Origin of the sequence: Bacillus sp. AFS012607 (assembly GCF_002558005.1) — a bacterium.
GTDB classification, from domain to species: Bacteria; Bacillota; Bacilli; order Bacillales; family Bacillaceae_G; genus Bacillus_A; species Bacillus_A thuringiensis_S.
Genome location: NZ_NTVM01000002.1, coordinates 260,349 through 285,900 on the forward strand (window position 1 = coordinate 260,349; position 25,552 = coordinate 285,900).

Consider the following 25,552-nt stretch of genomic DNA (forward strand, 5'->3'; position numbering starts at 1 on the left):
TCTTTCACCTCTTAGAATAATTTTCTTGTTGCAACTGCTCTTTCTTGATTCTCTGTAACAGGCTCGTATAATTCTCTAGCAATCTCTTTCTTATCAAGATTGACTACTAACTCTATTGGTCTTCCATTATTCGAACCAGTGTTACCGCCATTCGGCATTGTTTCCATAATCTCGCGACCAATTCGACCTAATGTATCATTTTTCAGTGGTAATACAACTTCATCATAGTTAGGAGCATCCCCAACCCCTACGAGTGTAGGTGTACCAGGTTTGACAAGTGCACCATTTTTAGCCCATCTAACATTGACTGAAGGCAAACCTTGTGAAGCCCAGTTAACAGGATTCAACGAACCGTTAACGCTAAATTTTGGAGTAGGAATACTAATGCTAGTGAATAGAGATTTAAACGCGCTAGCTAGCGCACCGCCCATAGATGATAAACCGTCAATAATCCAATTGATTAAATCTTTACCTAGCCCCTTCCAGTCAATATCTTTAACTGCTTTCAAAGCATTATTAGCAACTTCTTTTAACTTATCCACCAGCCAAGAACCTGCATCAATAACACCGTTAACAATGTATTTGATAAGTTCTTTACCAGCAGAAAGGAAAGCGACCGCTACAGCAAGCAGAACAAGACCTATAACTTTTAGAATCATCTTACCTAGCTTCTCAGTGAAGTTAGGTTCTTCGTCAGTTGAACCTTTAATCATTTCTTTGATCATTTCGCCGCCTGATTTTTTTGCTCCTGACTTATTCGGAACATTAGTGAACCAATCTTTAATAGTTGTTAACCAATCATCTAACCATTGTTTAACGTCATTCTTAGTTTTGGTAAACCAATCAGACATCTCTTTCCACCAGTTAGAAAACCAGTTTCGTATTTTTCCGGGCATTTCAGAGAACCACGTTGAAATAGATTCGCCCCAGCCGTTTAATTTCTCGCTGATACCGTTTTTCGTTTCATCATACCAATTAGAAATAGAACTCCACCAATTAGTAAACCAGTCAGAAATTCTACCAGGTATAGATTCAAACCATTCTTGAATGTTAGTTCCCCATTCGGTTAACTTATTCTTGATATTCTCTTTTGTTTCGTCGTACCAATTTGAAATTCTTTCGCCCCATGCAGTAAACCAATTTGAAATTTTATCAGGCATTTCAGAGAACCACGTCGAAATATTTTCGCCCCAACTCTCTAGTTTTTCAGTCCAATAGGTTTTAGTTTCTTCAAACCAATCAGCAATAGCATTCCACCATGATTTTAGATCATTTTTTAATTTCTCTATTTGCGCTTGATTCCATTGATCAAGAGTTTCAGCAACTTTCCCCAACCATTCTAGAGTCTTTTGTGGTAATTCATCCCACCACGTAGAAAGAGTTTCGCCCCATTGTTGCAGGTGATCACTCCACCATTGTTTTGTATCAGTGAACCATTGCGAAATAGTATTCCACCATTCTGAGAACCATTCACTTATACGCCCAGGCATTTCAGAAAACCATGTTTGAACAGCATTGCCCCACTGTTCCATTTGTACGCCCCACTCTAGTGTCTTAGCTATTAACCAGGTAGAAATGGTATCCCACCAACCTGAAAGCCATTCAGTGAATCTACCAGGCATTTCAAAGAACCATGTTTTAATAGATTCGCCCCAACTCTTTATAGCTTCATACATGTCTTTTGCTTTTGAAACGATGTACTGAACCAAAGGTAATGATATTAAGCCTTCCCACCAGGTTTTCATGATTACACCTAAATCTCTGAATAAATCGCCAACTAGATTTTTAAATGATTGCCACGCGCCCGAAAAGTTACCATTTAATAAATTAAAGAAAATATCTAGAACATTAATTAGAACGTTCCATAATAAAGTCCAAATATTCGTAACCTCTTCGAATAAGTAAGAGAACATTACTACAACATTTGTTATTAAGAAATCAACTACTTTCATAATTGAATCCTGGTGTTTTTGGAACATAGCGCCCATTCTGTTAAATACATCAGAAACATTTTTAAACCAGGAATTAAATACATCGCCTAATCTTTTAAACGCGTCTGACATACCACTGCTCATTTTTGCGGTGCCGTTCATTAGGCTAAGGGTCCACTCTAGAACACCCGCCATACCATCAACTAACATTCTTAGCCCTGGACTTACTTTCTCATAAATGGCAATAGCTACCCCCTCTAATTTAGAAAGGAAGTTATTCCATGATCCAATAAGGTTATCATTCATAGTGTCAGCCATTTCTTTAGCGGCACCATCGGCTTTTTCCAACATTTTGGTGTTTTCACCTAATTTTTTTCCGCCTTTTTCGAGAAGGACAGCCCAATGTTTATATGCTTCCGCACCGAATATCGTAGAAAGAGCAGCCGCTTTTTGTTCCATCGTTAATCCTTTTGTTTTCCCTTCGATTTCTCCGACTAATTGCGGTAAAGGTTTCATTTTACCTTGACTATCAAAGAATGTTAAACCAAGTTTATCCATTTCTTTCTGCATGGCTTTTGTAGGTTTTGCTAAACGGGTTAAAGAAGACCCAAATGCTTGACCAGCAAGCGAACCTTGAATACCAGCATCAGACATAGCCATAACAGCAGCCGTTGATTCTTCCATGCTCCAACCAACTGAATGAGCAGTAGGAGCTAAATATTTCATCGCTTCACCCAATTGACCGACATCGGTATTTGCATTTGATGCAGCCTTCGCTAGAACGTCAGAAGCGTGACCTGTTTTTTCTGCTGATAATCCAAACCCTGCCATGATATTTGATGTGATATCGGCAGCTTGTCCCAAATCCAAAGCACCAGCAGCAGCTAAGTCTAATAGACCTGGCATAGCTGACATAATATCTTTTGTTTTATAACCAGCCATACCAAGAAACGCCATACCATCAGCAGCTTCGGAAGCACTGAATTTAGTTGTCGAACCAAGTTCTTTAGCTTGCGCGTCAAGTAATTTCATTTCTTGTGCAGAAGCCCCCGATAACGCTTTAACCTTGCTCATTTGTTGTTCGTAACTTGCGCCCGCGGAAACAATTCCAATTAAAGCAGAAGAGACGCCGACGGCGATTCCAGCCATGCCACCCATAGCAATAGCTCCCGCACCGATAGCGCCCCCCATTCTGCTGAACGTAGGTATTACACTACTAAAACCCTTGTTCATTCTATTAGAAGTATTACGCGCGGAGTTGTCCAAGTCTCTTAACCCTGCACGGGCTTGTTGATCCCGTAACATTACAGAACCAAATATTTTAAAGACTTCCATTGTAGTTATTCACCACGCATTTCTTTATGTTTGTTTGATAATTTCATTGCTTTTGATAGAATTCTATCTTTTTCTTCTTCTGTCATACGATTAGACTTTTTAGTCTCTTCTGCACCACTGTTGTTTTGTAGGTGACTCTTGTTATCATAAGCAGTTACATTACCCGATAGAGCCATAATAGGAAGTGAAGCCAACCACGCCTGGAATGACCTTTCCTCTTGCTGGCGTTCCAGGCTTTTGAAATAAAGCCCGAACACCTGATTAAGAGGTAAAGACATGATATAAGACATATCACCGTAGCGACTAGCCAATGAATCAATTACATCTATTTCGCTAATTCCATCAAGTTGCGTACTGTACGCAAAAAACCCTCTTTTCCTGGATTCTCCATGAAATCAGAAACCAGTAAATCAATTTGATCATCTAAATAATCCATGATGTATGCAGCAGTTGTACCGTATAGCCCAGCTAACCATTCAAAGAATTCCATTTCCGCGTTACCTAAGTTAGTGAATAATGTATACATCATATCTACACCTAACTCCATTTGAGCTTCATCAGGATTGACGCCTTCAGGAAGTGTACCGGTTGAGATTTGCGCACCTCGGATAGCCAGGTCTTTAAATTGATCTTTAATATCCATTTTGTTTACAATACGTGAGAATGCGAATACGTCACGAATACCTAATTTACGTTGTTCAAAATTTTTATTGTTTAAAGTGATAGCCATTTATACCAGTCTCCTAATCATTTGTTTTTATTTAGTTAGGAGGGTTTGACCCCTCCATGTTATTACTCTTCAATTTTTTTAATATCTTTAGTAGTCATAGCACGTGTTTTTTGAGCGCCTGTTTCATCGACACCTGACGTTTCAGGCTTTTCAGGGATTTCGCAAACGAATTCTTTACCGCCGCCTTCAATCCAAATTTCAAATGGAGCTTTGTTGATGTTACAAGGGTCACGGTGTCCAGTAAATGTTGCTTCAGGCGCCATTTCATCGCCACCTTCAAACGCTGCTTCAATAGAAGAATCATTAAGAGCATTTTCAACGATGATAATAACGTCTCGACCATCAGCAGTTTCACCAACAAACGCGATATTTTCTAGGTATGAATCCATGTTAACGCGCTCGTGAGAAGTGATTACGTCATATTCTTTTTCGCCTTTTTTGCGTTTTTCAACTTCAGCACCAGGAAAGGCTAATTTAACTTTCGCAGGGTCAAAGAACTCCAACATGCCACCTGTTTTTAATTGCGTTTTAGATGAAACAATACGTTTGAATCCTTTTGTATCACCTTTAGAACCGTTGTACTCAACAGCTTTAAATTCAGGTTCATAAGTAAAAGCACCGCCGCCGCGTAACGCTCCTAAAGGAACCTCTTTATCTTTAATACCGAAATTAGCGATAATAGCACCCTCGCCTAAAACTAGTGCATAAGGGTTTGGTTGTGTTGCAGCCATTCATAAAACCTTCTCTCTATATGTTGTAGTATCGCGCTTTGAATCGAACTTCTTTGACTTTAATGAAAGGATCTTGTGACGGAACGTCATTTCTACCCGCATAGTCAAAAGCGGCAGTGAACGGCGCGCAATACTGTTTTATGTTTCCGTTCAATATGCCTTGTTTTATGTCTTCAGAAATAGAATCTAACTTGAACATATCTTCAAACGTTCCATAAATAGTGACAGTGAATATAAAGTCTTCCCTAGTTCTATTCGTGTTTGTTGAATCACTCATGCTTTCAAAGACTCCATAAGGCAACGCCTGGTCTTGATCGGCTTCTATATAGAAAGCGTTAGAATCATATCTATTGAAAATTTCATTAAGGAATGTATTCACGAATGCAATTAAGTTGTTCATTTTATTTGACCTCTCATAGCATTAGCCATAATGGAAACTACTTCACTTTTATGACCTTCGCCAGCGGTTCTAAATGCCTTTGTACCGCGCTTCCCTCGCGTCAGGTACCATTTACCTGTCTTTTTGTCTCTGTACTTCCATGGCGTCTTTCTGCCACCATTTTCAGCATAGATACCAGTTCCATATTCTTCGTAGATAGCGTTATCTTCGTTCGATCCCACAACGCCTTTTGGTGTATTACCTTCAGCAGTAACCTGGGTTGTGAATGACCTCGCTGTATCACCTGTTCGCTTTCTCGAATAGACATCTGTTAATCCTCGTACATGTTCAGCGCCTTTTTTAACAGCAACTTTTTCGGCTCTATTCATACTAGAAAGAATGGCGTTTAAATTAGATTGATAGTTAATCATTTGACCAACTCCAATATCGTTTCTATGTGATCGTCAGAGCTATAAGGATTAGCAACTTTCATAACGTTGAATTCTTTATCTCTCTGTCGTATCTTGTCACCCGACCTTAAATCAGTTGCAGCGGAATACATAACGGCGTCCACTTGATCAGAAACTTTTTTAGAAGAATAAATATCATTAGTGCCTTGTATGCCTTCATCAACGATCGCGATTATTTCGCCTATTTCCTTATATGAACCTTTGTCATAAGGATTTTTAGGGTCCTTTTCTTTTCGTCTTAATATAGTTGTTGGTTTACCGAATTTATTTAAAAGGTTATTGATCCTCATATTCACAACGCCCTTTAGGTTCTCGCCCTCTAATACGACTTGACGGTGTTCTCATTCTCCTGCTAAGACCTTTTAATAACTTAGTAGGGTAAATGCCATCAGTTCCATATTGTGCGCGATAGCTGCCCATTTGCTCACTTACAATATCGCCTTGCTCACCTGAAAGGTGATAAGTGATTAAACGATGTGCAACAGCTTCATAAGAAGCGGGAAATTCTCTGCCTTCAGCTCCAAAATCAACACCCGTATATCCAATAATGAATTCTGTAACAACAGGAATAAGTATTTCCTCAATGTATTCCTTTTGAATTTCTGTAAATTCTTTTTGTACCGCTAACCTATAACGACCAAAAGTAGTAATTAATTTCATGTTTTATACCCTCCCATCAAAGGGAAAGAGGGAAACCCTCTTATTTCTTTGCAGCTTTAGCAGTTGCATTATTAACATAGATAGCTTTCTTTTTAGAATTTAATACGAATGCATCATAGTAGAAACGACCTTCAACTAGTGAACCTGAAATACCAGGAGCATCTAAATGCACTTTTGTTTCTGCTAATTTAACAGGTGCTACAGTCGCAGACTTATGAGTGAGAATGAAGTCGCATCCGTTCATGAATGATTTGGGCGTTTTAATAACTGCTACGCCGTCAATTTCACCCACTTGACCTGTAATTAACATCACTTGTCCCATTTCAGACGCTTTAATGAAGTTATCGTTTTGTTTAATAAGATTTAAAGCAGCAGGTGTAAAGTGAGCAACACGGTTTTCAGGTACAAACGCATCATCAAGCACTTCTTGTCCTTTTAAGAACTCTGTATACACATTTTCTTTTGTTAGCGCAGCAGTAGCGGTTTCACCAGCACCTTCAGCCATAACTTTTAAGCGGTATGTTTCGATTTCAGGGATAACCACTTCACGTAATTGACGTGCAATAGCAGGAGCTACTTTCACTTCAGACTCTTCTTCATTCATTTTGTCCAGTGTGAATGTAAATGATCGGTCTTGAGTCATGATTGCATCTTGAATATCATTCTCTAATTCTTCAGCTTGTCCATAACGGTTTTGTCCCGAACGCTTATAATCATTCATAGGTGCAGTTTTTACAGATGTAATTTTGATACCTTTAGCCCCTTCGAACTCATAATCTTTGTTAGTAGATGCTTCAGTAACAGCCGTTGCGCTGAAACGCTCATCTACTAATCCTGAAAACTTTTCAGTTAATGTAATTGCCATTTATGTAACCTTCTTTCCAATATTGTTAAATAGAGTTGGAATAGCTTTTATAATGACTTCAATTCTGTTGGTCATTGTTATTAAGCGAACTCTTTATCGAACGCCGCTTTTACAGGATCAACAGTTGTTTGTTGTGCGCCTTTTGATTCATCAGGCGTTTTACCAGCTAATCCACCTTTAACACGTTTTGTTACTTCAGTTTCCATATTAGCTTTAAAAGCTTCAATGTTAGCCTGAATTTCTTCTTCTGTATCGCCTTTCACGTTAGCAGCAAAACCAGCACTAAAACCAGCAGCCGTTAACTTTTCAATAGCAACATCTTTCATTTTAAGAGCGTGAGCTTTTTGTTTTTCCTGATCACGTTCAGCCTTAATTGTTCGCATTTCGTCCATTAAGGTTTCCATTTCCGTTTTGTTCTTATCACCGAATTCTTGTTCAGCAGCAGCGCGCGCTTTTCGTGATTCGTCTTTTCGAATTTTACCCGATACGCGGTTTAACGCTTCCTGAAATTCTGCTTCTGTATAAGTTTTTCCTTTTGGCGGTGTTTGTTCACCTCCTGGTGGTGTTTGTTCGCCTTCAGGTGGTGTTTGTTCACCATTTCCTACGCCACCTTCAGAAAAGAACTGCAAACCGTTCTTGATATCTTTAAAAGATAGTGCGAATTTATGAGTCTGTTTAGCAGGTTCAACTAATGCTTCAGCTAATCGTTTCATATGTTACCTCCTGGTTTTAAGTCTCAGTGACTATTATTTAACCCTGGTAATTCCGTGTCCAGGTCCACGCTTAAAAGTTTGTTAATAACTCTTCTAATGCTTTTGTAAATAGTTCTCGACGTACTTTAGGTGATATTTCATCTATAGTAGCGTTGAATTTTTCAGCTTTTGAATCTAATAGCCCTTCAGGCAAAGCGGCTTGAATATATTCTAATCCTAATGTTGCAGAAAGCAAACCAATCAGGACAGCGTTCTTCTTGTCTCCCATCAAACCACTTCCCAATCATTAGCTAATAAATCAGTTTGACTCGCTAACCAAGGAACAAATGAATTATCAGCCGTTTTCATCATTACATATGGTAAGAATTTACATACTGTACCTTCAGGAAGTCCAGTTGCTTCTGCTGTATTCTTATTAATCGGAATTCCATTAGGATATGCCGATTGATGCACCACAAACATTTTCTTTCCGTTCCATCCTTTACGCGCTAAACGTTTCTTTGATAGCAGCGCTTCTCTGAATTCATCAGATAATAAATACATTCAACCACCTCTTATTTCAAAAATTGTTCTTTATACTCTTTGTACGACATATTGGCATCGACTTTAATAGACTTACCATCCTTATCTCGCGCCCACCTGTATTTAGGACCTTCAACGCCTTCAAAGTAAGGAATAGACAACGTTCTACATCTTGTGTGCAACGGCGGGTAATTTATACCAGCTCGTGCTTCTGAAGTCAGATAAACTTTACTAGCGTCTAGCGACCTACATATCTTTGAAGTTGCATTGTCAAAGGTTACGTGTAATTTATATTTATCAATTTCACCTTCATCATAGCTATCTAATTGAGCTTGTCCATAAATGAAAGCTGTTTCTGTATAGATAGTTGCTTGCGCTCTATGAAGTGGAACTTTCATAATAACAGCGAACTTTTCCGCTACCTCATCGGCGTGTAGTCCTTGTAGGACTCCTTGAACAAGCGCTTCTCTAAGTTTTTGAAGCATAACCCGTTTATTATTCCATATGCGATTGCTGAAATTTTCGCCGTTCCAGGGATATGATAACACTTTGTCAACTATTTTATTGTTTAAAGTGTATACTGGGGTATTAATTCCCAGACCTGCTAACTCGAATTTATTCCGGAGCAGTGTTTCTCTGTATACTTCTTTCAGTTGGTCCCGTATCATTTGTTCATCTTTTAATGAATACTCACCCGTTTGTATAAGCATTTCACTTATGATAGCGTCCAGACGGCTTAATTTGCGTTTATCCAGGTGTACATTGACATCTTCAGCTATTCTCTTACTTATCTCTGTATCCATATCTTTCAGCTTATCAAGGAAGTTTAATAGCGACTCTTTACGGTCTTTTATCTCAACTCTATTTAAAGCCTTCATTAGTTCGTTGTAATCAAAGCCTTTCCGTGTGAGATACGCGCGCATTTCGTTTTCCGCTTCTTTCAAAGCCTGGCGATAGGACGCCTTCAGTTCTTTTTCAATCACTTGTGCGTCTCTATTCCATCTAGCTTCTAAGAGTTCAACCCTTTTGGTCCAATACTCTTCTATTGTCGCCATTATTCTTCACCTTTTTTATTGGCTGGTGGTGTATTTCGTTCCCTATCTTGATCAGTAGACTTCGCTTCCCGTTTTTCCAAATCATCAGTTTCCCCACCGAATGAATATTCGTTTTCATAACGTTCCTGCTCCTCTTCTCTCTTCATTTCAATTAAATGTTCAACATCTTGCACGTTAGATAAATAAGAGTAAATGAACTTGTCAGGAAGTCCAGCAGCGCGTAGTTTTGTAACTAATTCCGCTTCTTCCATAAAGTTAGGCGGTAAATTAGGTGTAAATTGCAGCTTCACATCTTTTAACTCAAAATTAGCAGCTCCTTTAGGGAACTTAGCTAAGTAACCTTTAATAATAGCCAATTGATCAGTCAAAGCTTTATGAAACATGCGCTCTTTTTGCCCGCGTACTTGTTCTAATGCAAGTAACTTATATTTGATAGCAACACCAGTTAAATTACCACCGAACGCTTTATCATTCATATTCGGAACGAATGTATATTTGTGAATATTGTTTTCTAGTCGCTCTTTCATATCTCTCTTGAATTCACTATCAACTTTTTTAATTAGCCAATCCGCATCGCCTTCTTCATCCAGCAGCAAGACTTTATCCTCATTTAGATGGTTAATATCATCTGGACTCGTTTCACTCATGTTAACAAGCTTCAGGATTGCGTCAGTGAAGTCAGCAGCGTCTTCAAAGTCATTACTGTCCATATCGTTATAAGCATCAATTAAAGACAAGTGCGGCTCATAATCCCCTAATTCAAATTTATTGTTAGGGATTACTAATACTGGTACTTTTGGCTTTCCGTCTTCATCAGTAATCTTATGTTCTTCTAATTCACCTTCAGACGTTGGTGTGATCATTTCCGTAATATCCGCTTTAGTTTTATCCGCTTCAATCGTTTTATAATCAAACTCGTACTCTCTCATATGAATAGGATCATAGATAGTCATAGTTACCTTAATTGTATTATCAGCAGTCAAAGATTCACTGAAGTAAATAACATCCGTTACTTTTGGTTTAATCTTTCCATCAGTTACAACAATTGTGTAACGCGGGTCCAGGTCCTTGAAGTTTAGTTCTCCATCTTCATCATGGAAGAATAAACGATAAGCCTTGCCATAAATGCTCATATCTAAAGCATTGTCATAGTCAACCGTTTGACCGTCATTGTCGTCAATGATGTCTAAAGCAGGTTCTAACTGCTCCTTATTTGGCGTTGTGTACGTTACAGGTGAACCAATAAAGAAACCTGTTGAAATAGTTGATACATATTGCGGGTAGTTACTCACCGTTCTATACGTCTTGCGTCCGTTAGGTCGCTGCTTCTTGTTCACAATATCGTGTTCACCAACGTAGTAATCGTGCAGCTTTTGGAAATCAATGAATCCCTTTTGTTTCCCTTTACCGCGTTGTGTTTTAAATCTGAAAAATAAATCTCTAGCTTGTTTGAAAGTTAACATTCTTTCACTCCTTCCTAGTTAAATAGAATTGGATTTTTAGTTGTTAGAATCCTAATTCACTTCGTTTAACCGTCCTAATCTTCTTAGAACGTTTCATATCTTTCTCCATTGCGTAACGCGTCATATCAATTGCGTGATTATCTTTGTCAGGCAGTCGAGGACGTGGGTTTCCGTCTTTGTCGGTTTCCCAATCGGCATTCTCGAATTCTTTCAAAGCGTTTGGGCAGCGTTTAGGATCGATTACAATTGCATATAAGTCTCCAAGCCATTCAACGCCATACTCAACGGAATCTGGTCCTTTCTTAGCACCTTTAACCTTGTATATGTCATGCTCCTGCTTCAACTCTGCAATAGATTTCGGCTCTGCACTATCGGCTGTTATCTCGACATCCGTGTACCCCTTCTTCTTAATCCATTTAGCCAGTTCCCTATTTGATATACGTACTCCATACAGTTCATCAAAGATATACAGCGTTCGTTTCTTCTTGTCATAGTGCATACGACCAAAAGCCAGAGGATCAGTAGCATAACCGAAATCAACCGCTTGCCGTATGTTATCGAATTGACTTATCTGTTCATCGGTTATTTCAGCAGCGATGATATTATCAAACGGTACATTACCTGAACCAATCGCTTCACCCATATATTCCCAACGGTATTTAAGCGGGTTCATTTCCTTTTCAATCTCTGCTTCTTCATAGAACGCCTTAGTTAAATGTTTATTATCTAAGTAAGTAGAATGGTTAACGTGTGTATTTTCAGGTATGAAGCTGCTGTTATATTTCTTGTTCAACCAATGACCACGGCGTTTAGGAGGGTTGTAACTATAGAAGAACGTGTATTCATAGTTTGGTAGCTCAGAACGATGTTCAGGCTTGATTTCAAACTCACCTCGTAAAATTGATTTCTCAATAATAGAAACGTCTTCTTCTGCTTTGAATTCTCCTATTTCTTCAATCCACATACCCATGATAGGGAATTGAGCATCTTTAATAGATTTAATCCGTTCAGGTTCTTCGCAGCCCAGGAAGTATATTTTATTCCCACGCGGTTTATATTCCATTACCAGGCGGGAAGGTACGATATTGAATAGATGTGTTATACCTAGTAATACCATCGCTTCTTTAATCTGTTCAAACACCGACCTGACAATAGTATTCTGCACTTTACGCAGCACCAGCCAACTGATTGGGTATTCCATTATGTCCATTAGTATGCGGAATGGTATAAAGTAACTCTTACCTGAAGCACGACCGCCTTTTAAAACATACCGCAGGTGTTTCTTCATTTCTGATAGATAATAGACTTTCTTGAAACGCGGTGAAATAACGTTTCTCATGTCGATATGATTAACGTTTTCGTTCATGCTCTTCCCGCGCTTTCTTTTCATTTCTGTCAATTAGTGCCATCGGTACAGTTACTATCAATAACGCAGAGAGTGTCAGTAGCAAACCTTGATAGTTTTCAATCATTAGCATTCACACTCTTCATAATGTTTTCCGCACTCTTCGCACGTATCACCAATAGAACCGTTGATAATAACTTGTGCAACACCTTCAATTTCGTGTTTTTCAGTCCATAATCGATAACGTTTACCCAATTGGACAGCAGCGTCTTTCCGTTCTCCAATTGACGGCGCTATATCACTGATAACTTGTTCACCCATGCCTACGCCGCGTAATGTCTTTCCTGTCGCTTCTCCGCGCATTACCGATGTAAGAAACTCTAAAACCTCATTTGCATCAGCAATACGTTTAGAATCAACGCCAGCCATGTGAGAATCAATATATGCTGAAACATTAACATTCGCTAACAGACGAGAAGAACCAGCGGTAATAACCTTTTCGTTATCACTCTTGTATCCCGCCCGCCTGTATGCTTCTGAAGCGTTCCCTGTTTCAATGTAATAATCTGCAAAACGTTTTTGACGTTCGTTTAATTCATGCATGTTACCACCTCTCAATATTTCGTTATATGTTCGCCTTTTCAATATAACTCATACCGCTTAATAGAATTGAATATTTTCCATCGTTGTTAAATAGATTTAAAATAGGTTGCACATTAAGCGCAACCTATTTCTTTTTATATCCTCCTTCTGATAAAGAAAAGAAACAGAAATGGCGAAATCTCTGCTTCTCAACTTGTAACTATAAAAGATAAAAGCCCACGACTGGAATCGAACCAGTATAACTATAATCATTGACGCTTCTCAGGCATTTCCCCAGGGGTTTAATTATTCGCGTTACCAATTGCGTACATAGGCATATTGCAGGAATAGGAGGGATTCGAACCCCCGAAAATACTCGTCAGCATTGCGTTAAGCCACTTCGCTACTATTCCATGATTCAGGGTATAGACCCTGACCAATGTTTATAGTCCGTAGACTCGCAATTCATACCGTTATCGTACTTCATGCAATTTAAGTGATGTTATATTCGCTTAGTTATCATATTTTGCAGCTTCATTGCTGCTCTTTTATGATATTTAACTACCAATTTGTTTGATAATAACCTTTGATAGTTATTTCACTTTTAAGGGAAGTGATTACCCTCAGTAGAACAATAAACGCCGTACATCAATGCAAGTACGGATCATTATTGTTGTTTTGTGTTTATAAGTCAGTAATCAAGTATCTGAAAACAGCTTAAAAGGCTTCCACACCTCATTAAACGCATAAGAGAAAAAGGAGGACGGCTCTATGCCCAAAGCCGCTGTTCACCGTTCCGTGCAGCAAACATAAAAAACTCTTATACGCTTAATGAGAAGAAGAACTTCTCATATATGTGTTGGATTTGATGAATGCAGAAACTCTACACTAAGTAATAAAAACCACCTTCACTAACTTTTACAAGTAGATATCCAATAGTTTTATTTGTTTGAAGTTATTCACTTCTTTAAAAGCAATAGTTAGGGAATCGAACCCTTTTCACCTATACCAACCCTAGCGCCTTCACAGGAGATATAAGACAGATACGCAATTAAAACGTATGTACCACGCTATCACTTTTAAAGAAGGGAAGAACCCTTCTCACAATTTAAAGGAGTTTTTACAATGATTAAAACAAGTATTGAAGTAAGCAAGTTTATCAAAAACAGATAGATTGGAAAGGTGTTATAAACACCCTGGAAGGTACAAGTACGGTTATGTGTGAGCAAAGCAGGTACTTGAAAGATTAACGTTCTTTTGGAGGTGAACAAGTTTTCAGTACGCCTTATACCTTCCAGGCAGCTTACAGACTGCCTTTTTTTGTCAGTTCATTCAATCAGCGTGTCCACTGGTCAAACTAATGACGACCCATTGTGATAAAGACCTGTTAGTTAAAACAAGAAATCAAGACTTTTTACATATACTTAGAACATTTCAGAACAAAGGATAATTTACGTATCTACACTAGTAAGAATGTGAGTAATTACCATGTATCAATAAGAGCAAGGAACCACGTTTATAAAGAAATAGAATAATTTGTATGATACAAAATTTATTTTTTATTTACGCGTTTTCCGACGCTTGTAAGATATCCTCATGTCTTACAGTTACAATTGTATAACGTTCCAAATCTATTTAACAAAGATTGTCTAATGGTATCTATTGCGTTTTTCAGAATAGGTTAAAAAGTTTTTGGAAAATAAAAAAAGAGTCGTTTAGACTCTCATTAATCGTACGGACGGTATTTAACTCTCAATACTTCCAATTCTTCTTTTTTAGATTCTATATCTGATTTCAGAAACAAACTAACATTACTCGTTTTTTTAACTGGTGACAATTTACCAGCTTTGACTAATGCGCTCATTCGAGAACGATTGACATCTAATATCTGCATTGCTTCTGAAGTAGTCAGGACTTCACTATTAATGAAGTCCTCCACTTCTTTTCTAGAGTTTAAATGATACTTCACTTTTCCTCACCTCTAATACTTATCTTAACTATAAACATAATGGTATATACAATCCCTACTGCTATACACGTCCAATCCAGCCAAACCATTTCGCTAAAATCGTTCGTTACTGCCCATAAGAATAAAACAACAAATACAGTTACATCAATTGGTTTAATTTTCTTCATTATTATTTCGGCGATCGATATGTTATAATATTGTTGAGGGGAAATCGGCTCTCAACCTTTCCCCTCAACTTGCTTACTTGCGTTTACGTTTATTACGTGAACGCTTTTTATTTTGTTGTAACTTCTTCACTTTAGAGTGGATGTCTAAACTAATGTTTATTATTCCAAGAACTCCAGTGATTAGTGCTACAACCTTCACCATCATTTCGATCACCTTACCTCACCTCCTTATACTCTTATTATACTATACCTATATATGTTTGTCCATAGTTTTTTGTAAGTTTGTTAAATAAATTTGGATAAAAGTAAAAAAGAGTCCTCAGACTCCCTCGTTACTTTCGCTTTCTTTATATTCAGTATACGTAGGTAAATTAAAATAAAGGATAGATTCTATTCTCGCTATATCTTCATTATACTTTTCGCAATAAGCCATCATTATTTTCATCATATCAAACTCACTCAATGTATCTTCGTAAATGTAAACATTATATGTATGTTGCAATTGTTTGAAATCTTTTTCTTTGTCCATTATTTTCTCCTTTTCCTCTTAAACCTTGATATCATGCATTTAATCACTGTTATTAGTTTTCTTCTTTCTAAAAGAATAAAGTTATCCTTAAACCGTCAAAACATATGATGGTTTCACTTCGTTCTAAAAGACTTAAAACATTTAAGGTCAAAAGAACGAGGAAAGCACAATATCAAGGCTTTCCTCTAAACCATTATACACATAGCTTTTAAAACCTATTGCCTATTTTATATACTTACAAAAAGCAATCGTTTGTTAAATAGAATTGGATTGTATAAAATTATACATCGCTTAAATGAAATCACTCCATGACATGCCAACTAAATGCATATAACATGTACTGTTACAAGTACCCCATCTTCTATGATATTCATCAAAGATAGTTAACTCTTTTCCGCATTCTTGACACGGTTCTAAATAAGCATTTCTCTTCGTCCATGCATAACGTTTCTTACCTTTCTTAAATTCATCCTTCCATTCCTTCTCTTCACCCATCCAATAGTTGTGTTCTTTTCTAGGGCATTTAGTCCCATCCTTCTCTAACTCTACTTTAATTTTTCTCATTATACATTTTCTCCAACTCTTTTTTATACTCTTCTTTAGTTATCAATGTTGCAATACCTCTAATCTCTACTCTGTCACAATCAGCCCATTTAACAGAAACGATTTCCCTTACAATCCCATGTTTTCCGCCTTTATCATCATCTATGAAAATAGGTTCTCCTATCTGTAAATCCCTTGCATAACTTATGATTTTAAACATTGAATACTTCATTTATTTGTTCCTCCTGAATTGCGTTAGTAACTGGTCAACGTAATTCACATTTGGTTTATAGCGTCCTATAATTTCGTATTCCCCGCCACCTAATGCCTTGATACTTCTTAGTGACGTTATTTTGCCTTCAACACCGTCTATTAGTATTTGCTGTCCTGTACGGTAGTCAAGGTTAATACCCACGATTCTAAATACAATCGTTTTATCCATACCTATCTCCTCCATATAGCCTTTTGCGCTAAATCACGTTGTTTAGCTGCTGTTTTCTTATCTAATCCACCATGATATACATAACGGAACATTTCGAATGTTTTAGTTATGCCCCAGGCTTCTATTTCTTCACGACGTTCCCAACCTAATTTATCTATTAAATACGCCTTCATGTGATACATATGTCTTTCGTCATGATAACTTATTCCCATGATTGCAAACCTCTGCTATGTGATATTTTCCGCAACGTCTACAGCACCAAACCTCTTCCGTTATACCGTGGATAGTTACAGTTCCCATATAATAATATTTGTGACTCCCAAACCAATAGTTACAAACAAAACGTTTAATAGTTGCGATCATTTTTTTAATTCCTCCTTAATCTCTTTTACGCGCTTGTCCATGCTCCTAACTAGGTCTTTTATGTTTAACTTACCTTTTCTATGTTGGTCCATCATAAGGCTTATCATATTTAGATTTCCGTACACCTTATTTTCATTCACGAAAATTTCCACCCTTCTTTTTTGTCAGGCGTAACAATAACTAACTGTATTCCGTATTCTGATTCAAATAAATGCCTTCTCAATGACAAATCACGCGGTATAGATTTAACTGAACCTTTCACTTCAAAAGCTACCATTCCATAACCTTCTAAATGACATATAAAGTCAGGTGTATAAATTTTCGCTCTAACGCTCCTGCTACCTTTCTTATTTACAATGCTAGGTATTTCGTATCCGTCCAATAGATGGAATGATTTTTGCATTTCTGTAATTGTTGCTAACTTATTGTTTTGAAGATACATATAAAAATCACGTTCAGTCATAGAATCAAAAGTATGTCCATCGTATTCTACTTTTTTAGATATCACGCGCTTACGTACAGCCTTTTTAATCTTGAATTGACCTTTTATATCAAACTTCTTTTTAATTCTCGTTCTAGCTTGTTCCTTGCTTGTGAATCCACTTTCTAACATTATTTCTGTTCCGTCTTCAATGACGGCGTATTCATAATGTAAAACGTTCTTATCCCTCCTTTCTCTAATTTCGTATATAAAGAAATTATCTTTATTAACCCACGTTTTATTAAGCTTCAACAACTTCACCTTCACATCTAAAAACTGTTGTAAATGGATCGTACTGCATGAATTTAGCCCAGGCATTAAACAAATCTAAAGCTTCTTTACCTGTTGGTGCATTTACCTTTACTGTTTTAATTTCGCTGCTTGCATCATTTTTGTTAACTCTAAAGCTAATATGCCACTTCTTCATCTTTTCCTCCATTTAAGTTAAATAAATTTGGATATTCAGTTAATATTTTATCGCGTCTTCTTTCTGTCTTAATCAATTCACCCATTGTTTTGTTGTATTGATCCTTATGAAAATTCTTTTCCTTTTCAAGTTTAACAACCGAATCTGTAAGTTTACTTACTTCTGCTCTCAACTGAACTTTTGTTTCTTCCATCATGCTGCAATACCTCTCTTTCTCATTTCATTTATTATAATCCTGTTCCATTTCTCTTTATTTGTACTCATATAGAACATTAAAAGCCCAGAATCATCTCTCCACTTTATCTTTCCATGTTGTAATAGTAAGTCTATGATAACGATTAAAGACATAAGTTTATCTTCCTTCGCGCTCATATAGACTTCTTTAACCGTCACCACAAATGTTTTACTCCTTATCTATAAATATATTTGTCACGGTGTCAAACGTTTGAATGAATGTTCCAGCGCGTCCATTTCTGTACTTATCAACGATTATCTCCATTTCCTGGTATCGTTCGCCTTTTGTTTCGTTGTCGTAATAGTTCTCTCTGTGCGGCATTATAATCATATCAGCAACCTGTTCAATTTCTCCACACGCTCTTATATCTGCCATTGTCGGGCGCTTGTCTTCTCTGTTTGTATTCGCTCTGCTCAACTGCACTAGTAGAATAATAGGCACTCCTAATTGTACCGCTGTATGCTTCAACTCGCGTACGATGTGAGCAAACTTGATAATATCCTCTGTCATTCCATCTACGTTAATATGCGAAATATGGTCAATCATAAATACGTGTTTCTTGTCAGGATTATTTTTTACTTCTTTTCTCATATCCGCTTTTATCATGCGTAAATCTTTTTCTTCACTAATATCTAAAGGCATTTGACTTAAATCACCTACAGCCATTTGATACTTAGCAAAAGCCGTTCCTGGTTCGCTGTTCGTATTCTTATCGAATATTGGTAAAAATCTATTAGGGTTCTTCATACAAGCTACAGGAAGTTGCGACTGTCCCGCTATCCACCTATCAATACACTGACCTTCAGGCATTTCGGCGGAATAATATTTCCCTTTGTAAATACCTTTTTGGTCCCGTTCGGCGGCTCTACGCATACTATCCAGGGTCCACGCTGTTTTACCCATACCTGGGCGACCACCAACTATAATCAAGTCGCCTTCTTGCCAGCCGTCTGTAAAGTTGTTGAATTTATCCCACCCTGTATCGACTCCTGACAAACCATCTACTTTCATTTGCGCATGTTTGTCTACACGTATAGACAGCTTTTCCATGAACGTTTCCTTACTTACTACCTTTTCTTCACTCGTCTTCATAACACTGTTTATAAATCGTTCTGAAGCTTCTGAAACATTTCTTTCTTCAGTGTCGCTCAAAAATGTTGCTGCCAGCTTTCTAATCTCTTCTATTTCGATGAAATCAAACATTTTTCGCTGGTAAAATTCAAAGTTGGAAGTCAGAGAGCCATTTGACATGACTCTCATAACATCTTTAATTTCTAAATCACTATGACTTATAATCATTTGCGGGTTGATATCAATTTCTTTATCATTTAATTCGCAAATTGTTTTATAAAGTTCTTTGTTCTTACTGTCCAAGAAATGCTTTTGATTCAAACGGCATTCGTCAATCAAAGTATTATCCTCTAGCATTGCTTCCAGGACGCTTATTTCCATTTCCTCATGATTTGAGTATTTAGTTGCGATCATTCCATCATGCCTTTCATCATTCTAGCTTGTTGGATTGCTCTGAAGTTCGCCGCGTCTACATCATTGTTAATACTAAATATATCAATGAATAGCCCTATAAAAAACCAGTTAGCTGTAAATAACTTTGTAATCGCGCTAATGAAGTTCCCTGTATAGAACTTGTGCGCTCCGAACACTCCTAAGAATAACCATAATAACCAAGCTGTACTTTTTTGTTTCAATGTAATTTCCTCCGATGTATGTAACAATTATCGGCTTATAGGTTAACGATTGCCCAACTTAATGCATAACCTACCGCCCATAAAAATGCTAACACACCTGAACTGACAAATAAAGCTTCTTTAAAATCTTCTTTAATCATTATCAATTACCTCTTGCATATCTATCGTTCTCTCGTAATCGCATTCTATAAGTTCGCATTCAAAATGCGCTTCTTCTCCATCAAAATGAATGTATAAGCTGTTGCTACATTTAGGACAAGATAACCCTGTTGGTTCCCACATAATCAATTCCCCTTTCCGTTCACAATGCTGTATTCCATTTTGAATCCACTGTCAAAATCTATTGATTTACACCACACGATAAAGTTATTCATTGACTCAACACTTTCGTTTTCTTGCGTCTCATAGTATTGAATCTTTCCGCTTTCTAAATCGACTTGTTTAATAAATTGCGCCATTATGCCAACCACCAATCAGGGTTTAAATCTTCAATAATGTCAAACAACGTATTCTTGCACACACGGTTGTTAGCCCTTTCGAAATCTTTAGAAAATATATCTTCTGCAAGAGCTACAGCCTTACGCGGCTGAACCCCAACTCTTATTACAGCACCCATTAATACCTGGATAAATTGCGCCTTAGTTTCCGATACTTCACTAACTTCTTTATGAATAGATTTTATAATTTCGCGCTTTTTCATTGTATTTTCCTCCCTTTTAGTTAAATAGATTTGGATTCATTCGATTAACTTACTATGTATCATTTCTAAACGTGGCTGATCTGTGCCGCCGATACTTCTAAAACGCCTTGTATACTTTCCTGAACCTGGGTACGTCTCAAAGTGTAGTTCTTCTATCACTTCATTCACTCGCTTCTGTGATACGCCATAAAATACCGCTATATCTTTCACACTTACCATCATATCCACTCGAAACCAATCAGGTTGTAATTCCGTTACGTTCGGTCCTTCTAATTCAATATAGTTAAATAGATTTGGTTCTTCAATCAATTCAAGTTGATCGGGTTCAAATGGAGCCTTTTCTTCTTCCTTGATTTCCTTGCGTGGATCCCCGGTCTTTTGTAGAACATCCACTTTCCAATAGTCATGTTCAATTGTTGTAATGTGCTTAAAACCTTCATTACCTAGCTTCAAAACCAATGAACCGCGTTCTTCTCTATGTTTACGATCATACATATTGTATTTAATCGTTGTTACCGTTGTTAATTCATCTATATGTTTTGTTTGCACTTCTACCTTCATTTTCGTTTCCTCCCAATTAAGTGAGTGGCTTTTCTTGTCCATGACCACCCAGGCATTTGATTGCCTTGTCCCTTTGACAAGATTTATCTTACACCAATTTTTTAAACATGTAAACCATTTTATTAAACTTTTTACCCAATTTGTTAAATAAATTTGGATTAAACTGTGTCTTAGCCTAATCCGCAATCTATTATATTTAGCTTAGAAACTTAGTGGAATCCATGAATTGATAAAGTTCAACGCGTTATCGAAATCAACTTTAGCGATATCTCTGTAACTAGCAACACCGAAACGGATATAAACGTCTTTCCAGGCACCTGAATGCATCTTCTGTTTAGTATCATATTTGCTTAGTTCCCCGCGTTCTTTCCACATGATTTCTACACGGCGTTTCTTTGCTTGATTAAGTACGCTTTGTTCTCTGTAATCAATAGTCATGGTGTTTTGCAGCGTTTCAACATTGCCTTCTACAGTAGATAGGCGTTCTTCAGTATCAACAGAATTAGCCAACAATAACTTAATTTGATCAATCGGCTTTAATTGTTGTGGCGTCTTGATGTATTCTTCCATACGGTTGAATTCTTTGATATATTTCATTTTGAACTCTAATGCTTTTTTACCAGTGAATCCCATTGCTAATAGAGCGAAACCATCTTTAGTGATATTGCATTTAGGATACATTTGATCATTCTGTTCATGCTTGTATACAGTATGCTGAAAATTAAGCACACCCTTGTAATCACCAATAGATTCTAATTCTTCTTGTAATTTTCGTATAGATTGCATAACGTTTCTATGCTCTTTGCCAAATACTTCAGCCACTAATAAAGAATCTGTTACTACTTCATTGTTGTTATTTAAGAATACTAAGTTTGTCATTTTATTTTCCACCTTTTCATATGTTTGTATTTTAAATTCGTTAAATAGATTTGGATTTATCATGATTGATCATTTTGCTTTTTGTGGTCAATATTAGATTTAACATAACCTGTAATAAACATCCCAATCGCTATAATAACTACTTGTCCTATATTAAACATTGTTTTCCCTTCCCCCAACATTTTATTTTTCTTGGTAAGTATAAAAACGCCACTGGTTCATATTCAATTTCCTGGGTCCAATCAACTACTATATATTCAGCAACCCAACCAACAACAACCGTTTTCTCTTCATCCATTGAATAACCTACCATAACTTAATTTCAGCGCCTTCTTTAGCTGTGTCAGTTTTTTTCTTTACTTCATTCATACGTTTGTATTCCAGGTACCTCTCATCATTCAGGAAGCCTTCTAACATCTTTATATACTGCATATCTCTATTAGCACATTCTTCAGCATATTTAGTTACACCATACAAGATAACTTCATGACTATGAAACTTAGCTCTAGCTTCATTATATCTCTGATAAGCTTTAGGTTTGTTTCTTTTTTTAGGATATACAGACCATACTTCTTCAAATTCAGGAGAATAAGTTTTCTTGTTTCTTTTCGTTTTAACATCTTCAGCGTTAGCATTAGAAGTAGTTTCTGTTATTCTCTGTGTAGTCTCTGGTAATGGTTTAATCATATTGAGTATATCCAATTGTTCATTTTGATTAATTGTCATTTGATCATTTTGATTAGTTGCCATTTGATCATTTTGATTAGATGGATTACTCAATCTTTTGTAGTCGATAGAATACCATTTTGTACGGTCGATTTTTAATTTATTGTAGTTGCCCACCAGCAATAATCCACTATTTTCTAACTTTGTAAATGTTCGTCTTATAGTTGCGATTCCCCAAAAAGGAAATTGTTTCTTCCATTCTTCTGCTGAATTGTAAATCCATTTACGCCCATCATATTCATGATTAGATTTCTGAAGCCAGTAATGTATTTGCTGCACTATAATAGCTTCATTTAATCCAATCTCCACCGCCAAAGACGGTAATACAATTAATGGGTGTTCATTTAATAAGTTGCTCATTGTGATTCTCCTTACTTGCTTTTAATCTCTTTGTAAACTTTGTACCCTACCTGGTCTTTGTAAACTACGCCTTTGTTACTTCCCATTTCAAAGGTTAAATAACCGTCACTAACTAACGCGCTTAAAGCTTTTCTTACGCCCTGTTCCGAAATAATATCCTGGGCTTCTTCTATTAAAATTCTAACTAAAGCCGCTTCGTGTAGTTCTATTTCTTTAGGGTAAAGATCACACAAAAGATTATGAACGTAATTACGTTTAATCCCCTTATTAGAAAGGTATTCAACATGAATGTTATTGTCGGGATTCACACGCTCTTTTGTGAGTTTGAAAGAAGGTTTCCTATGTTGACCTGCTCCTTTTTTAAAAACTCCATATCCAGCGTCATGAAGCTTCTCAACAGTATTCTTAAAATGTATTCTATTATCCATGTATTCAGGTATTCCAGGTAGAATACTTTCTTTGTAATCGATCACGATTTCAGGACCTTCAACCTTCGAACGTTCATGAAACCTTTCTAATAATATTGCTGCATGTAAAGAAAATGTTTCTTGTGCTACTACTGAACTGAACCATATATATTTACTCATGCTGTTACCTCTGCAATTTTGAATTCAATTCTTTTACCGCTTATTCCACTTCCTTTTTTCATTTTTGTTGCATCACGTTTTAACAACTCGCCTTTTCTAAACATGCTGTTTAGTGCTGCATTAGCCGAGTCTTTTGTAAAGATACCTTCAGATGCATCACCTACTTCAACAGAATTCATCCAGCCACCATGTTCATGAAGAATTGTCAGTATCAGCATTCTTTTGGGTGAAAACTGACACTTTAAAGGAAACTTCAATAAATTGTTATCAGCTTCAGGAGTTTTTTTGCCCATTTTAAAACAGAACTCATCTTTTCTAAGGTGTGAAGAATATGTAAACAAACCCGCGTCCCTAACTTTTCTTAATGCTCTTTCAGTTGCTAGTGGTTTAATTCCTATCGTTTCCTCGAATTCTTCACCAGTAATAACAACTTTTCTTTTTCCTTCTAACTCACAAATATCTCTAATGTATTCCGCTAATAAAGCCGTTGTTAAACTCGTTTCTTTCGCTAATTCAGTGTTGAAATATAGTTCATTCATTGTATTTTCTCCTTTTTTGTTAAGTAGAATTGGATTAATTAACTTTAATCATCATGCATTCATAATACATAAGTTCTTTTAACATTCTTGTTCTTATTCCAACATCGCTATTATGTCTAGAAGATTGGTTAAAACGTCTTCTATTTAAACCAACGTTTTCGTTACGTCTAGTTTCAATAACTTGATAGAATTGTGTTTTAAAATCATACCCACGTTTTAGAAGTGCATTTGTTTTCTTAATCAGTTCCGGAACTGTTTCGCCCGTTACAGCAAACGGCAAACCTTTATCATTCGCTGGATTCGATTTACCTCTATTAGAATAGTTTCTTACAACTGTCTTCATTGTTTACACTCCCCAGGATTGTAATAAGTCTTTAGCTTGCTGTAATAATGAAGGGTCTTTAGTATACGGAACCCAACCTACAATATTTTGCGCTAATACTTCATTAACTTCTTCTTCTGTTTTACCGTGTTTCTTTTCTAACGCTTTTCGTTTTGCGTAAACTATTTTCCCTAACTTCTCCATATCATCATTACGAGAACCCACATTAGCCTTTTCGCTAATAGTCTTTTTGCCGCCTTCTGTATCTTCAGGCAAGTCTTCGCCAGCGTATATATAAAGACCTAAACCGTGTAGCGCGATAGCTTTAACCAGGCAACGTTTTTGATTTTTATTTAGTTCAAACGCGTTAGGATTTGCAATAGGTTTATTTCTGTGATCAAGTACAGGTAACATTTCTGTTTCTGTATGTCCATGAATAGTAACTGATACTTGAACAAAATAACCATTAGGCGTTTTAAGATAAGGCACTTGAATATCATGATTTCCTTCATACGGGAACCAGTGAATTTTTTGTACTGCAAACTGATCAATTTTTTTAGTTTCAGCCCATGCCCACGCCCACGAAAGATAAGTTAGATTTTGTTTCTTTTCTACTACATCATTTACATTGATTCCAAACATTCTTTTAAAGCTATAAAGTTCTTCATCTGTTACCACCACTTCATCAGGTTTGACTTCTTCAACCGCTTTTTTTTCTTTAGTCATTTTCATTTCCTCCAATTATTTAATTTGTAATGTTTTAGTTCGTTTAGTTGTTACACCTTCTATTTGAATGCCTTTTTTAATCGCGTCTAGTAATTGCTTTCTATCTAATGAAGGTTCAGCCGTCTTGTAATACATTTGCGGTATTTGAGCGCCTTCAGCTATATCTAATGATGGTGCGTTGTTTCTAAATTTAAGTGTTAACGTTTCGTTTTTCACTTCATCCATTTCAGCCGCTTTTAAAGATTGTTCTAAGAATGAATGTAAGTTTTTCGCGTTATTTTCTAAAGCTCTTCTTCTTGCCGCTAAACGTTTTTCTTCTATTTTAATAGTTTCTACGTTTCCCTCAATAGATTTGATGATGTAAGCCGTGTTTAAAGCCTTTTGTTCAATAGCTTCTTCAACCGCTTCTAATGTATCTTGAATCACTTCAGGGTCCACTCCGTCAGTAATCATGTTTTGAATGTTTAAAAATTGACCAGTTAAATTATATAAGTTCATTTTATTTCCTC

At 36.7% G+C, this 25,552-nt stretch carries 41 protein-coding genes and 1 tRNA gene; all 42 read right to left on the reverse strand.

Annotation, left to right across the window (positions count from 1 at the left end; genetic code table 11):
- Nucleotides 1-11: 11 nt before the first annotated feature.
- A complete protein-coding gene (locus CN409_RS32220; RefSeq protein WP_240516146.1) occupies nt 12-3,266 on the reverse strand; it encodes a phage tail tape measure protein in 3,255 nt (1,084 codons plus the stop codon).
- 5 nt (nt 3,267-3,271) lie between these two features.
- Entirely contained in the window at nt 3,272-3,577 is a 306-nt protein-coding gene (locus CN409_RS01580) for a hypothetical protein (RefSeq protein WP_235356509.1), read from the reverse strand.
- A gap of 14 nt (nt 3,578-3,591) precedes the next feature.
- Nucleotides 3,592-3,996: a hypothetical protein gene (locus tag CN409_RS01585; protein ID WP_097807800.1), complete on the reverse strand. Its 405-nt coding sequence runs from the start codon at nt 3,994-3,996 to the stop codon at nt 3,592-3,594.
- A 62-nt stretch (nt 3,997-4,058) separates the two neighbouring features.
- A complete protein-coding gene (locus CN409_RS01590; protein ID WP_097807801.1) occupies nt 4,059-4,727 on the reverse strand; it encodes a hypothetical protein in 669 nt (222 codons plus the stop codon).
- Between the two features lie 16 nt (nt 4,728-4,743).
- Nucleotides 4,744-5,127, reverse strand: coding sequence for a hypothetical protein (locus CN409_RS01595; protein ID WP_097807802.1), 384 nt, complete (start codon nt 5,125-5,127; stop codon nt 4,744-4,746).
- Complete coding sequence (locus CN409_RS01600) at nt 5,124-5,537, reverse strand: hypothetical protein (RefSeq protein WP_097807803.1); 414 nt, start codon at nt 5,535-5,537, stop codon at nt 5,124-5,126. The genes CN409_RS01595 and CN409_RS01600 overlap by 4 nt, the downstream gene beginning before the upstream one ends.
- Nucleotides 5,534-5,866, reverse strand: coding sequence for a hypothetical protein (locus CN409_RS01605; protein WP_097807804.1), 333 nt, complete (start codon nt 5,864-5,866; stop codon nt 5,534-5,536). Before CN409_RS01605 ends, CN409_RS01600 begins: the two co-directional genes overlap by 4 nt.
- The gene (locus tag CN409_RS01610; RefSeq protein WP_097807805.1) at nt 5,853-6,236 is read right to left on the reverse strand and encodes a head-tail connector protein; all 384 of its coding nucleotides are present in this window, start codon (nt 6,234-6,236) and stop codon (nt 5,853-5,855) included. Before CN409_RS01610 ends, CN409_RS01605 begins: the two co-directional genes overlap by 14 nt.
- A gap of 40 nt (nt 6,237-6,276) precedes the next feature.
- Nucleotides 6,277-7,101, reverse strand: a complete 825-nt coding sequence (locus CN409_RS01615; protein WP_097807806.1) for a major capsid protein — start codon at nt 7,099-7,101, stop codon at nt 6,277-6,279.
- Nucleotides 7,102-7,181: 80 nt separating this feature from the next.
- Nucleotides 7,182-7,814 (reverse strand): capsid assembly scaffolding protein Gp46 family protein, encoded by a 633-nt coding sequence (locus tag CN409_RS01620; RefSeq protein WP_097807807.1) that lies wholly within the window; start codon nt 7,812-7,814, stop codon nt 7,182-7,184.
- A 70-nt stretch (nt 7,815-7,884) separates the two neighbouring features.
- Nucleotides 7,885-8,082, reverse strand: coding sequence for a hypothetical protein (locus CN409_RS01625; RefSeq protein ID WP_097807808.1), 198 nt, complete (start codon nt 8,080-8,082; stop codon nt 7,885-7,887).
- A complete protein-coding gene (locus CN409_RS01630; RefSeq protein WP_097807809.1) occupies nt 8,082-8,357 on the reverse strand; it encodes a DUF2829 domain-containing protein in 276 nt (91 codons plus the stop codon). The genes CN409_RS01625 and CN409_RS01630 overlap by 1 nt, the downstream gene beginning before the upstream one ends.
- Before the next feature lie 11 nt (nt 8,358-8,368).
- Nucleotides 8,369-9,391: a minor capsid protein gene (locus CN409_RS01635; RefSeq protein ID WP_097807810.1), complete on the reverse strand. Its 1,023-nt coding sequence runs from the start codon at nt 9,389-9,391 to the stop codon at nt 8,369-8,371.
- Complete coding sequence (locus CN409_RS01640) at nt 9,391-10,854, reverse strand: phage portal protein (protein WP_097807811.1); 1,464 nt, start codon at nt 10,852-10,854, stop codon at nt 9,391-9,393. The genes CN409_RS01635 and CN409_RS01640 overlap by 1 nt, the downstream gene beginning before the upstream one ends.
- A 43-nt stretch (nt 10,855-10,897) precedes the next feature.
- Nucleotides 10,898-12,220 (reverse strand): PBSX family phage terminase large subunit, encoded by a 1,323-nt coding sequence (locus CN409_RS01645; RefSeq protein WP_042598313.1) that lies wholly within the window; start codon nt 12,218-12,220, stop codon nt 10,898-10,900.
- A 105-nt stretch (nt 12,221-12,325) separates the two neighbouring features.
- A complete protein-coding gene (locus CN409_RS01650; protein WP_042598315.1) occupies nt 12,326-12,802 on the reverse strand; it encodes a terminase small subunit in 477 nt (158 codons plus the stop codon).
- A gap of 322 nt (nt 12,803-13,124) precedes the next feature.
- Nucleotides 13,125-13,194 (reverse strand) — tRNA-OTHER (locus CN409_RS01655).
- Between the two features lie 1,313 nt (nt 13,195-14,507).
- Nucleotides 14,508-14,750, reverse strand: a complete 243-nt coding sequence (locus CN409_RS01660; RefSeq protein WP_042598319.1) for a helix-turn-helix domain-containing protein — start codon at nt 14,748-14,750, stop codon at nt 14,508-14,510.
- A gap of 240 nt (nt 14,751-14,990) precedes the next feature.
- Nucleotides 14,991-15,131, reverse strand: coding sequence for a hypothetical protein (locus CN409_RS31660; protein WP_170948775.1), 141 nt, complete (start codon nt 15,129-15,131; stop codon nt 14,991-14,993).
- A gap of 105 nt (nt 15,132-15,236) precedes the next feature.
- On the reverse strand, nt 15,237-15,446 hold the full coding sequence (locus tag CN409_RS01665; RefSeq protein WP_097807812.1) for a hypothetical protein: 210 nt from the start codon (nt 15,444-15,446) through the stop codon (nt 15,237-15,239).
- Nucleotides 15,447-15,737: 291 nt separating this feature from the next.
- Nucleotides 15,738-16,010 (reverse strand): hypothetical protein, encoded by a 273-nt coding sequence (locus tag CN409_RS01670; RefSeq protein WP_097807813.1) that lies wholly within the window; start codon nt 16,008-16,010, stop codon nt 15,738-15,740.
- Nucleotides 15,997-16,221: a hypothetical protein gene (locus CN409_RS01675; RefSeq protein WP_097807814.1), complete on the reverse strand. Its 225-nt coding sequence runs from the start codon at nt 16,219-16,221 to the stop codon at nt 15,997-15,999. The genes CN409_RS01670 and CN409_RS01675 overlap by 14 nt, the downstream gene beginning before the upstream one ends.
- Entirely contained in the window at nt 16,222-16,431 is a 210-nt protein-coding gene (locus CN409_RS01680; protein WP_097807815.1) for a hypothetical protein, read from the reverse strand.
- A 2-nt stretch (nt 16,432-16,433) separates the two neighbouring features.
- Nucleotides 16,434-16,643, reverse strand: coding sequence for a hypothetical protein (locus CN409_RS01685; protein ID WP_240517838.1), 210 nt, complete (start codon nt 16,641-16,643; stop codon nt 16,434-16,436).
- A gap of 287 nt (nt 16,644-16,930) precedes the next feature.
- Complete coding sequence (locus CN409_RS01690; protein WP_042598327.1) at nt 16,931-17,527, reverse strand: DUF1064 domain-containing protein; 597 nt, start codon at nt 17,525-17,527, stop codon at nt 16,931-16,933.
- Nucleotides 17,517-17,702 carry a hypothetical protein gene (locus CN409_RS01695; protein ID WP_042598329.1) on the reverse strand — a complete coding sequence of 62 codons (186 nt, stop codon included), beginning with the start codon at nt 17,700-17,702 and terminating at the stop codon, nt 17,517-17,519. The genes CN409_RS01690 and CN409_RS01695 overlap by 11 nt, the downstream gene beginning before the upstream one ends.
- Nucleotides 17,683-17,898, reverse strand: a complete 216-nt coding sequence (locus tag CN409_RS01700) for a hypothetical protein (RefSeq protein ID WP_097807816.1) — start codon at nt 17,896-17,898, stop codon at nt 17,683-17,685. Before CN409_RS01700 ends, CN409_RS01695 begins: the two co-directional genes overlap by 20 nt.
- Complete coding sequence (locus CN409_RS01705) at nt 17,895-18,098, reverse strand: hypothetical protein (RefSeq protein WP_240516144.1); 204 nt, start codon at nt 18,096-18,098, stop codon at nt 17,895-17,897. The genes CN409_RS01700 and CN409_RS01705 overlap by 4 nt, the downstream gene beginning before the upstream one ends.
- Nucleotides 18,099-18,105: 7 nt before the next feature.
- Complete coding sequence (locus CN409_RS01710; RefSeq protein WP_097807817.1) at nt 18,106-19,422, reverse strand: replicative DNA helicase; 1,317 nt, start codon at nt 19,420-19,422, stop codon at nt 18,106-18,108.
- Complete coding sequence (locus CN409_RS01715; protein WP_042598336.1) at nt 19,419-19,643, reverse strand: NINE protein; 225 nt, start codon at nt 19,641-19,643, stop codon at nt 19,419-19,421. The genes CN409_RS01710 and CN409_RS01715 overlap by 4 nt, the downstream gene beginning before the upstream one ends.
- Nucleotides 19,644-19,775: 132 nt before the next feature.
- On the reverse strand, nt 19,776-19,925 hold the full coding sequence (locus tag CN409_RS31665) for a hypothetical protein (RefSeq protein ID WP_170948773.1): 150 nt from the start codon (nt 19,923-19,925) through the stop codon (nt 19,776-19,778).
- Between the two features lie 2 nt (nt 19,926-19,927).
- Nucleotides 19,928-20,101: a hypothetical protein gene (locus CN409_RS31670; protein ID WP_170948772.1), complete on the reverse strand. Its 174-nt coding sequence runs from the start codon at nt 20,099-20,101 to the stop codon at nt 19,928-19,930.
- The gene (locus CN409_RS01720) at nt 20,101-20,343 is read right to left on the reverse strand and encodes a hypothetical protein (protein ID WP_042598338.1); all 243 of its coding nucleotides are present in this window, start codon (nt 20,341-20,343) and stop codon (nt 20,101-20,103) included. Before CN409_RS01720 ends, CN409_RS31670 begins: the two co-directional genes overlap by 1 nt.
- A 36-nt stretch (nt 20,344-20,379) precedes the next feature.
- Nucleotides 20,380-20,904: a hypothetical protein gene (locus CN409_RS01725; protein ID WP_042598340.1), complete on the reverse strand. Its 525-nt coding sequence runs from the start codon at nt 20,902-20,904 to the stop codon at nt 20,380-20,382.
- Nucleotides 20,905-21,105: 201 nt separating this feature from the next.
- Nucleotides 21,106-21,783 (reverse strand): Rha family transcriptional regulator, encoded by a 678-nt coding sequence (locus CN409_RS01730; RefSeq protein ID WP_097807818.1) that lies wholly within the window; start codon nt 21,781-21,783, stop codon nt 21,106-21,108.
- Between the two features lie 148 nt (nt 21,784-21,931).
- The gene (locus tag CN409_RS31675) at nt 21,932-22,081 is read right to left on the reverse strand and encodes a hypothetical protein (RefSeq protein ID WP_170948770.1); all 150 of its coding nucleotides are present in this window, start codon (nt 22,079-22,081) and stop codon (nt 21,932-21,934) included.
- An 8-nt stretch (nt 22,082-22,089) separates the two neighbouring features.
- The gene (locus CN409_RS01735; RefSeq protein WP_097846255.1) at nt 22,090-22,869 is read right to left on the reverse strand and encodes a hypothetical protein; all 780 of its coding nucleotides are present in this window, start codon (nt 22,867-22,869) and stop codon (nt 22,090-22,092) included.
- Between the two features lie 11 nt (nt 22,870-22,880).
- On the reverse strand, nt 22,881-23,456 hold the full coding sequence (locus tag CN409_RS01740; protein WP_095690531.1) for a hypothetical protein: 576 nt from the start codon (nt 23,454-23,456) through the stop codon (nt 22,881-22,883).
- Nucleotides 23,453-23,995, reverse strand: a complete 543-nt coding sequence (locus tag CN409_RS01745; RefSeq protein ID WP_097807820.1) for a hypothetical protein — start codon at nt 23,993-23,995, stop codon at nt 23,453-23,455. Before CN409_RS01745 ends, CN409_RS01740 begins: the two co-directional genes overlap by 4 nt.
- A 34-nt stretch (nt 23,996-24,029) precedes the next feature.
- Nucleotides 24,030-24,338 (reverse strand): hypothetical protein, encoded by a 309-nt coding sequence (locus CN409_RS01750; RefSeq protein ID WP_097807821.1) that lies wholly within the window; start codon nt 24,336-24,338, stop codon nt 24,030-24,032.
- Nucleotides 24,339-24,341: 3 nt separating this feature from the next.
- Complete coding sequence (locus CN409_RS01755) at nt 24,342-25,043, reverse strand: Sak single strand annealing protein (protein ID WP_042598351.1); 702 nt, start codon at nt 25,041-25,043, stop codon at nt 24,342-24,344.
- A gap of 15 nt (nt 25,044-25,058) precedes the next feature.
- Nucleotides 25,059-25,541, reverse strand: coding sequence for a siphovirus Gp157 family protein (locus CN409_RS01760; protein WP_097846256.1), 483 nt, complete (start codon nt 25,539-25,541; stop codon nt 25,059-25,061).
- Nucleotides 25,542-25,552: the final 11 nt, after the last annotated feature.

Excerpts from the sequence above, each read along its gene's own strand:
- CN409_RS01605 (WP_097807804.1), bottom strand. The coding sequence starts at position 5,866 with ATGAGGATCAATAACCTTTTAAATAAATTCGGTAAACCAACAACTATA.
- CN409_RS01640 (WP_097807811.1), bottom strand. The coding sequence starts at position 10,854 with ATGTTAACTTTCAAACAAGCTAGAGATTTATTTTTCAGATTTAAAACA.
- CN409_RS01665 (WP_097807812.1), bottom strand. The coding sequence starts at position 15,446 with ATGGACAAAGAAAAAGATTTCAAACAATTGCAACATACATATAATGTT.
- CN409_RS01590 (WP_097807801.1), bottom strand. The coding sequence starts at position 4,727 with ATGGCTGCAACACAACCAAACCCTTATGCACTAGTTTTAGGCGAGGGT.
- CN409_RS01680 (WP_097807815.1), bottom strand. The coding sequence starts at position 16,431 with ATGGATAAAACGATTGTATTTAGAATCGTGGGTATTAACCTTGACTAC.
- CN409_RS31675 (WP_170948770.1), bottom strand. The coding sequence starts at position 22,081 with ATGGATGAAGAGAAAACGGTTGTTGTTGGTTGGGTTGCTGAATATATA.
- CN409_RS01685 (WP_240517838.1), bottom strand. The coding sequence starts at position 16,643 with ATGGGAATAAGTTATCATGACGAAAGACATATGTATCACATGAAGGCG.
- CN409_RS01650 (WP_042598315.1), bottom strand. The coding sequence starts at position 12,802 with ATGCATGAATTAAACGAACGTCAAAAACGTTTTGCAGATTATTACATT.
- CN409_RS01625 (WP_097807808.1), bottom strand. The coding sequence starts at position 8,082 with ATGGGAGACAAGAAGAACGCTGTCCTGATTGGTTTGCTTTCTGCAACA.
- CN409_RS01630 (WP_097807809.1), bottom strand. The coding sequence starts at position 8,357 with ATGTATTTATTATCTGATGAATTCAGAGAAGCGCTGCTATCAAAGAAA.
- CN409_RS01735 (WP_097846255.1), bottom strand. The coding sequence starts at position 22,869 with ATGAGCAACTTATTAAATGAACACCCATTAATTGTATTACCGTCTTTG.
- CN409_RS01615 (WP_097807806.1), bottom strand. The coding sequence starts at position 7,101 with ATGGCAATTACATTAACTGAAAAGTTTTCAGGATTAGTAGATGAGCGT.
- CN409_RS01595 (WP_097807802.1), bottom strand. The coding sequence starts at position 5,127 with ATGAACAACTTAATTGCATTCGTGAATACATTCCTTAATGAAATTTTC.
- CN409_RS01645 (WP_042598313.1), bottom strand. The coding sequence starts at position 12,220 with ATGAACGAAAACGTTAATCATATCGACATGAGAAACGTTATTTCACCG.
- CN409_RS01700 (WP_097807816.1), bottom strand. The coding sequence starts at position 17,898 with ATGATGGAAGAAACAAAAGTTCAGTTGAGAGCAGAAGTAAGTAAACTT.
- CN409_RS01695 (WP_042598329.1), bottom strand. The coding sequence starts at position 17,702 with ATGAAGAAGTGGCATATTAGCTTTAGAGTTAACAAAAATGATGCAAGC.
- CN409_RS32220 (WP_240516146.1), bottom strand. The coding sequence starts at position 3,266 with ATGGAAGTCTTTAAAATATTTGGTTCTGTAATGTTACGGGATCAACAA.
- CN409_RS01610 (WP_097807805.1), bottom strand. The coding sequence starts at position 6,236 with ATGAAATTAATTACTACTTTTGGTCGTTATAGGTTAGCGGTACAAAAA.
- CN409_RS01750 (WP_097807821.1), bottom strand. The coding sequence starts at position 24,338 with ATGAAGACAGTTGTAAGAAACTATTCTAATAGAGGTAAATCGAATCCA.
- CN409_RS31670 (WP_170948772.1), bottom strand. The coding sequence starts at position 20,101 with ATGGCGCAATTTATTAAACAAGTCGATTTAGAAAGCGGAAAGATTCAA.
- CN409_RS01720 (WP_042598338.1), bottom strand. The coding sequence starts at position 20,343 with ATGAAAAAGCGCGAAATTATAAAATCTATTCATAAAGAAGTTAGTGAA.
- CN409_RS01670 (WP_097807813.1), bottom strand. The coding sequence starts at position 16,010 with ATGAGAAAAATTAAAGTAGAGTTAGAGAAGGATGGGACTAAATGCCCT.
- CN409_RS01600 (WP_097807803.1), bottom strand. The coding sequence starts at position 5,537 with ATGATTAACTATCAATCTAATTTAAACGCCATTCTTTCTAGTATGAAT.
- CN409_RS01725 (WP_042598340.1), bottom strand. The coding sequence starts at position 20,904 with ATGAAGGTAGAAGTGCAAACAAAACATATAGATGAATTAACAACGGTA.
- CN409_RS01620 (WP_097807807.1), bottom strand. The coding sequence starts at position 7,814 with ATGAAACGATTAGCTGAAGCATTAGTTGAACCTGCTAAACAGACTCAT.
- CN409_RS01745 (WP_097807820.1), bottom strand. The coding sequence starts at position 23,995 with ATGAATGAACTATATTTCAACACTGAATTAGCGAAAGAAACGAGTTTA.
- CN409_RS01710 (WP_097807817.1), bottom strand. The coding sequence starts at position 19,422 with ATGATCGCAACTAAATACTCAAATCATGAGGAAATGGAAATAAGCGTC.
- CN409_RS01740 (WP_095690531.1), bottom strand. The coding sequence starts at position 23,456 with ATGAGTAAATATATATGGTTCAGTTCAGTAGTAGCACAAGAAACATTT.
- CN409_RS01755 (WP_042598351.1), bottom strand. The coding sequence starts at position 25,043 with ATGACTAAAGAAAAAAAAGCGGTTGAAGAAGTCAAACCTGATGAAGTG.
- CN409_RS01635 (WP_097807810.1), bottom strand. The coding sequence starts at position 9,391 with ATGGCGACAATAGAAGAGTATTGGACCAAAAGGGTTGAACTCTTAGAA.
- CN409_RS31665 (WP_170948773.1), bottom strand. The coding sequence starts at position 19,925 with ATGTGGGAACCAACAGGGTTATCTTGTCCTAAATGTAGCAACAGCTTA.
- CN409_RS01730 (WP_097807818.1), bottom strand. The coding sequence starts at position 21,783 with ATGACAAACTTAGTATTCTTAAATAACAACAATGAAGTAGTAACAGAT.
- CN409_RS01585 (WP_097807800.1), bottom strand. The coding sequence starts at position 3,996 with ATGGCTATCACTTTAAACAATAAAAATTTTGAACAACGTAAATTAGGT.
- CN409_RS01760 (WP_097846256.1), bottom strand. The coding sequence starts at position 25,541 with ATGAACTTATATAATTTAACTGGTCAATTTTTAAACATTCAAAACATG.
- CN409_RS01675 (WP_097807814.1), bottom strand. The coding sequence starts at position 16,221 with ATGAAGTATTCAATGTTTAAAATCATAAGTTATGCAAGGGATTTACAG.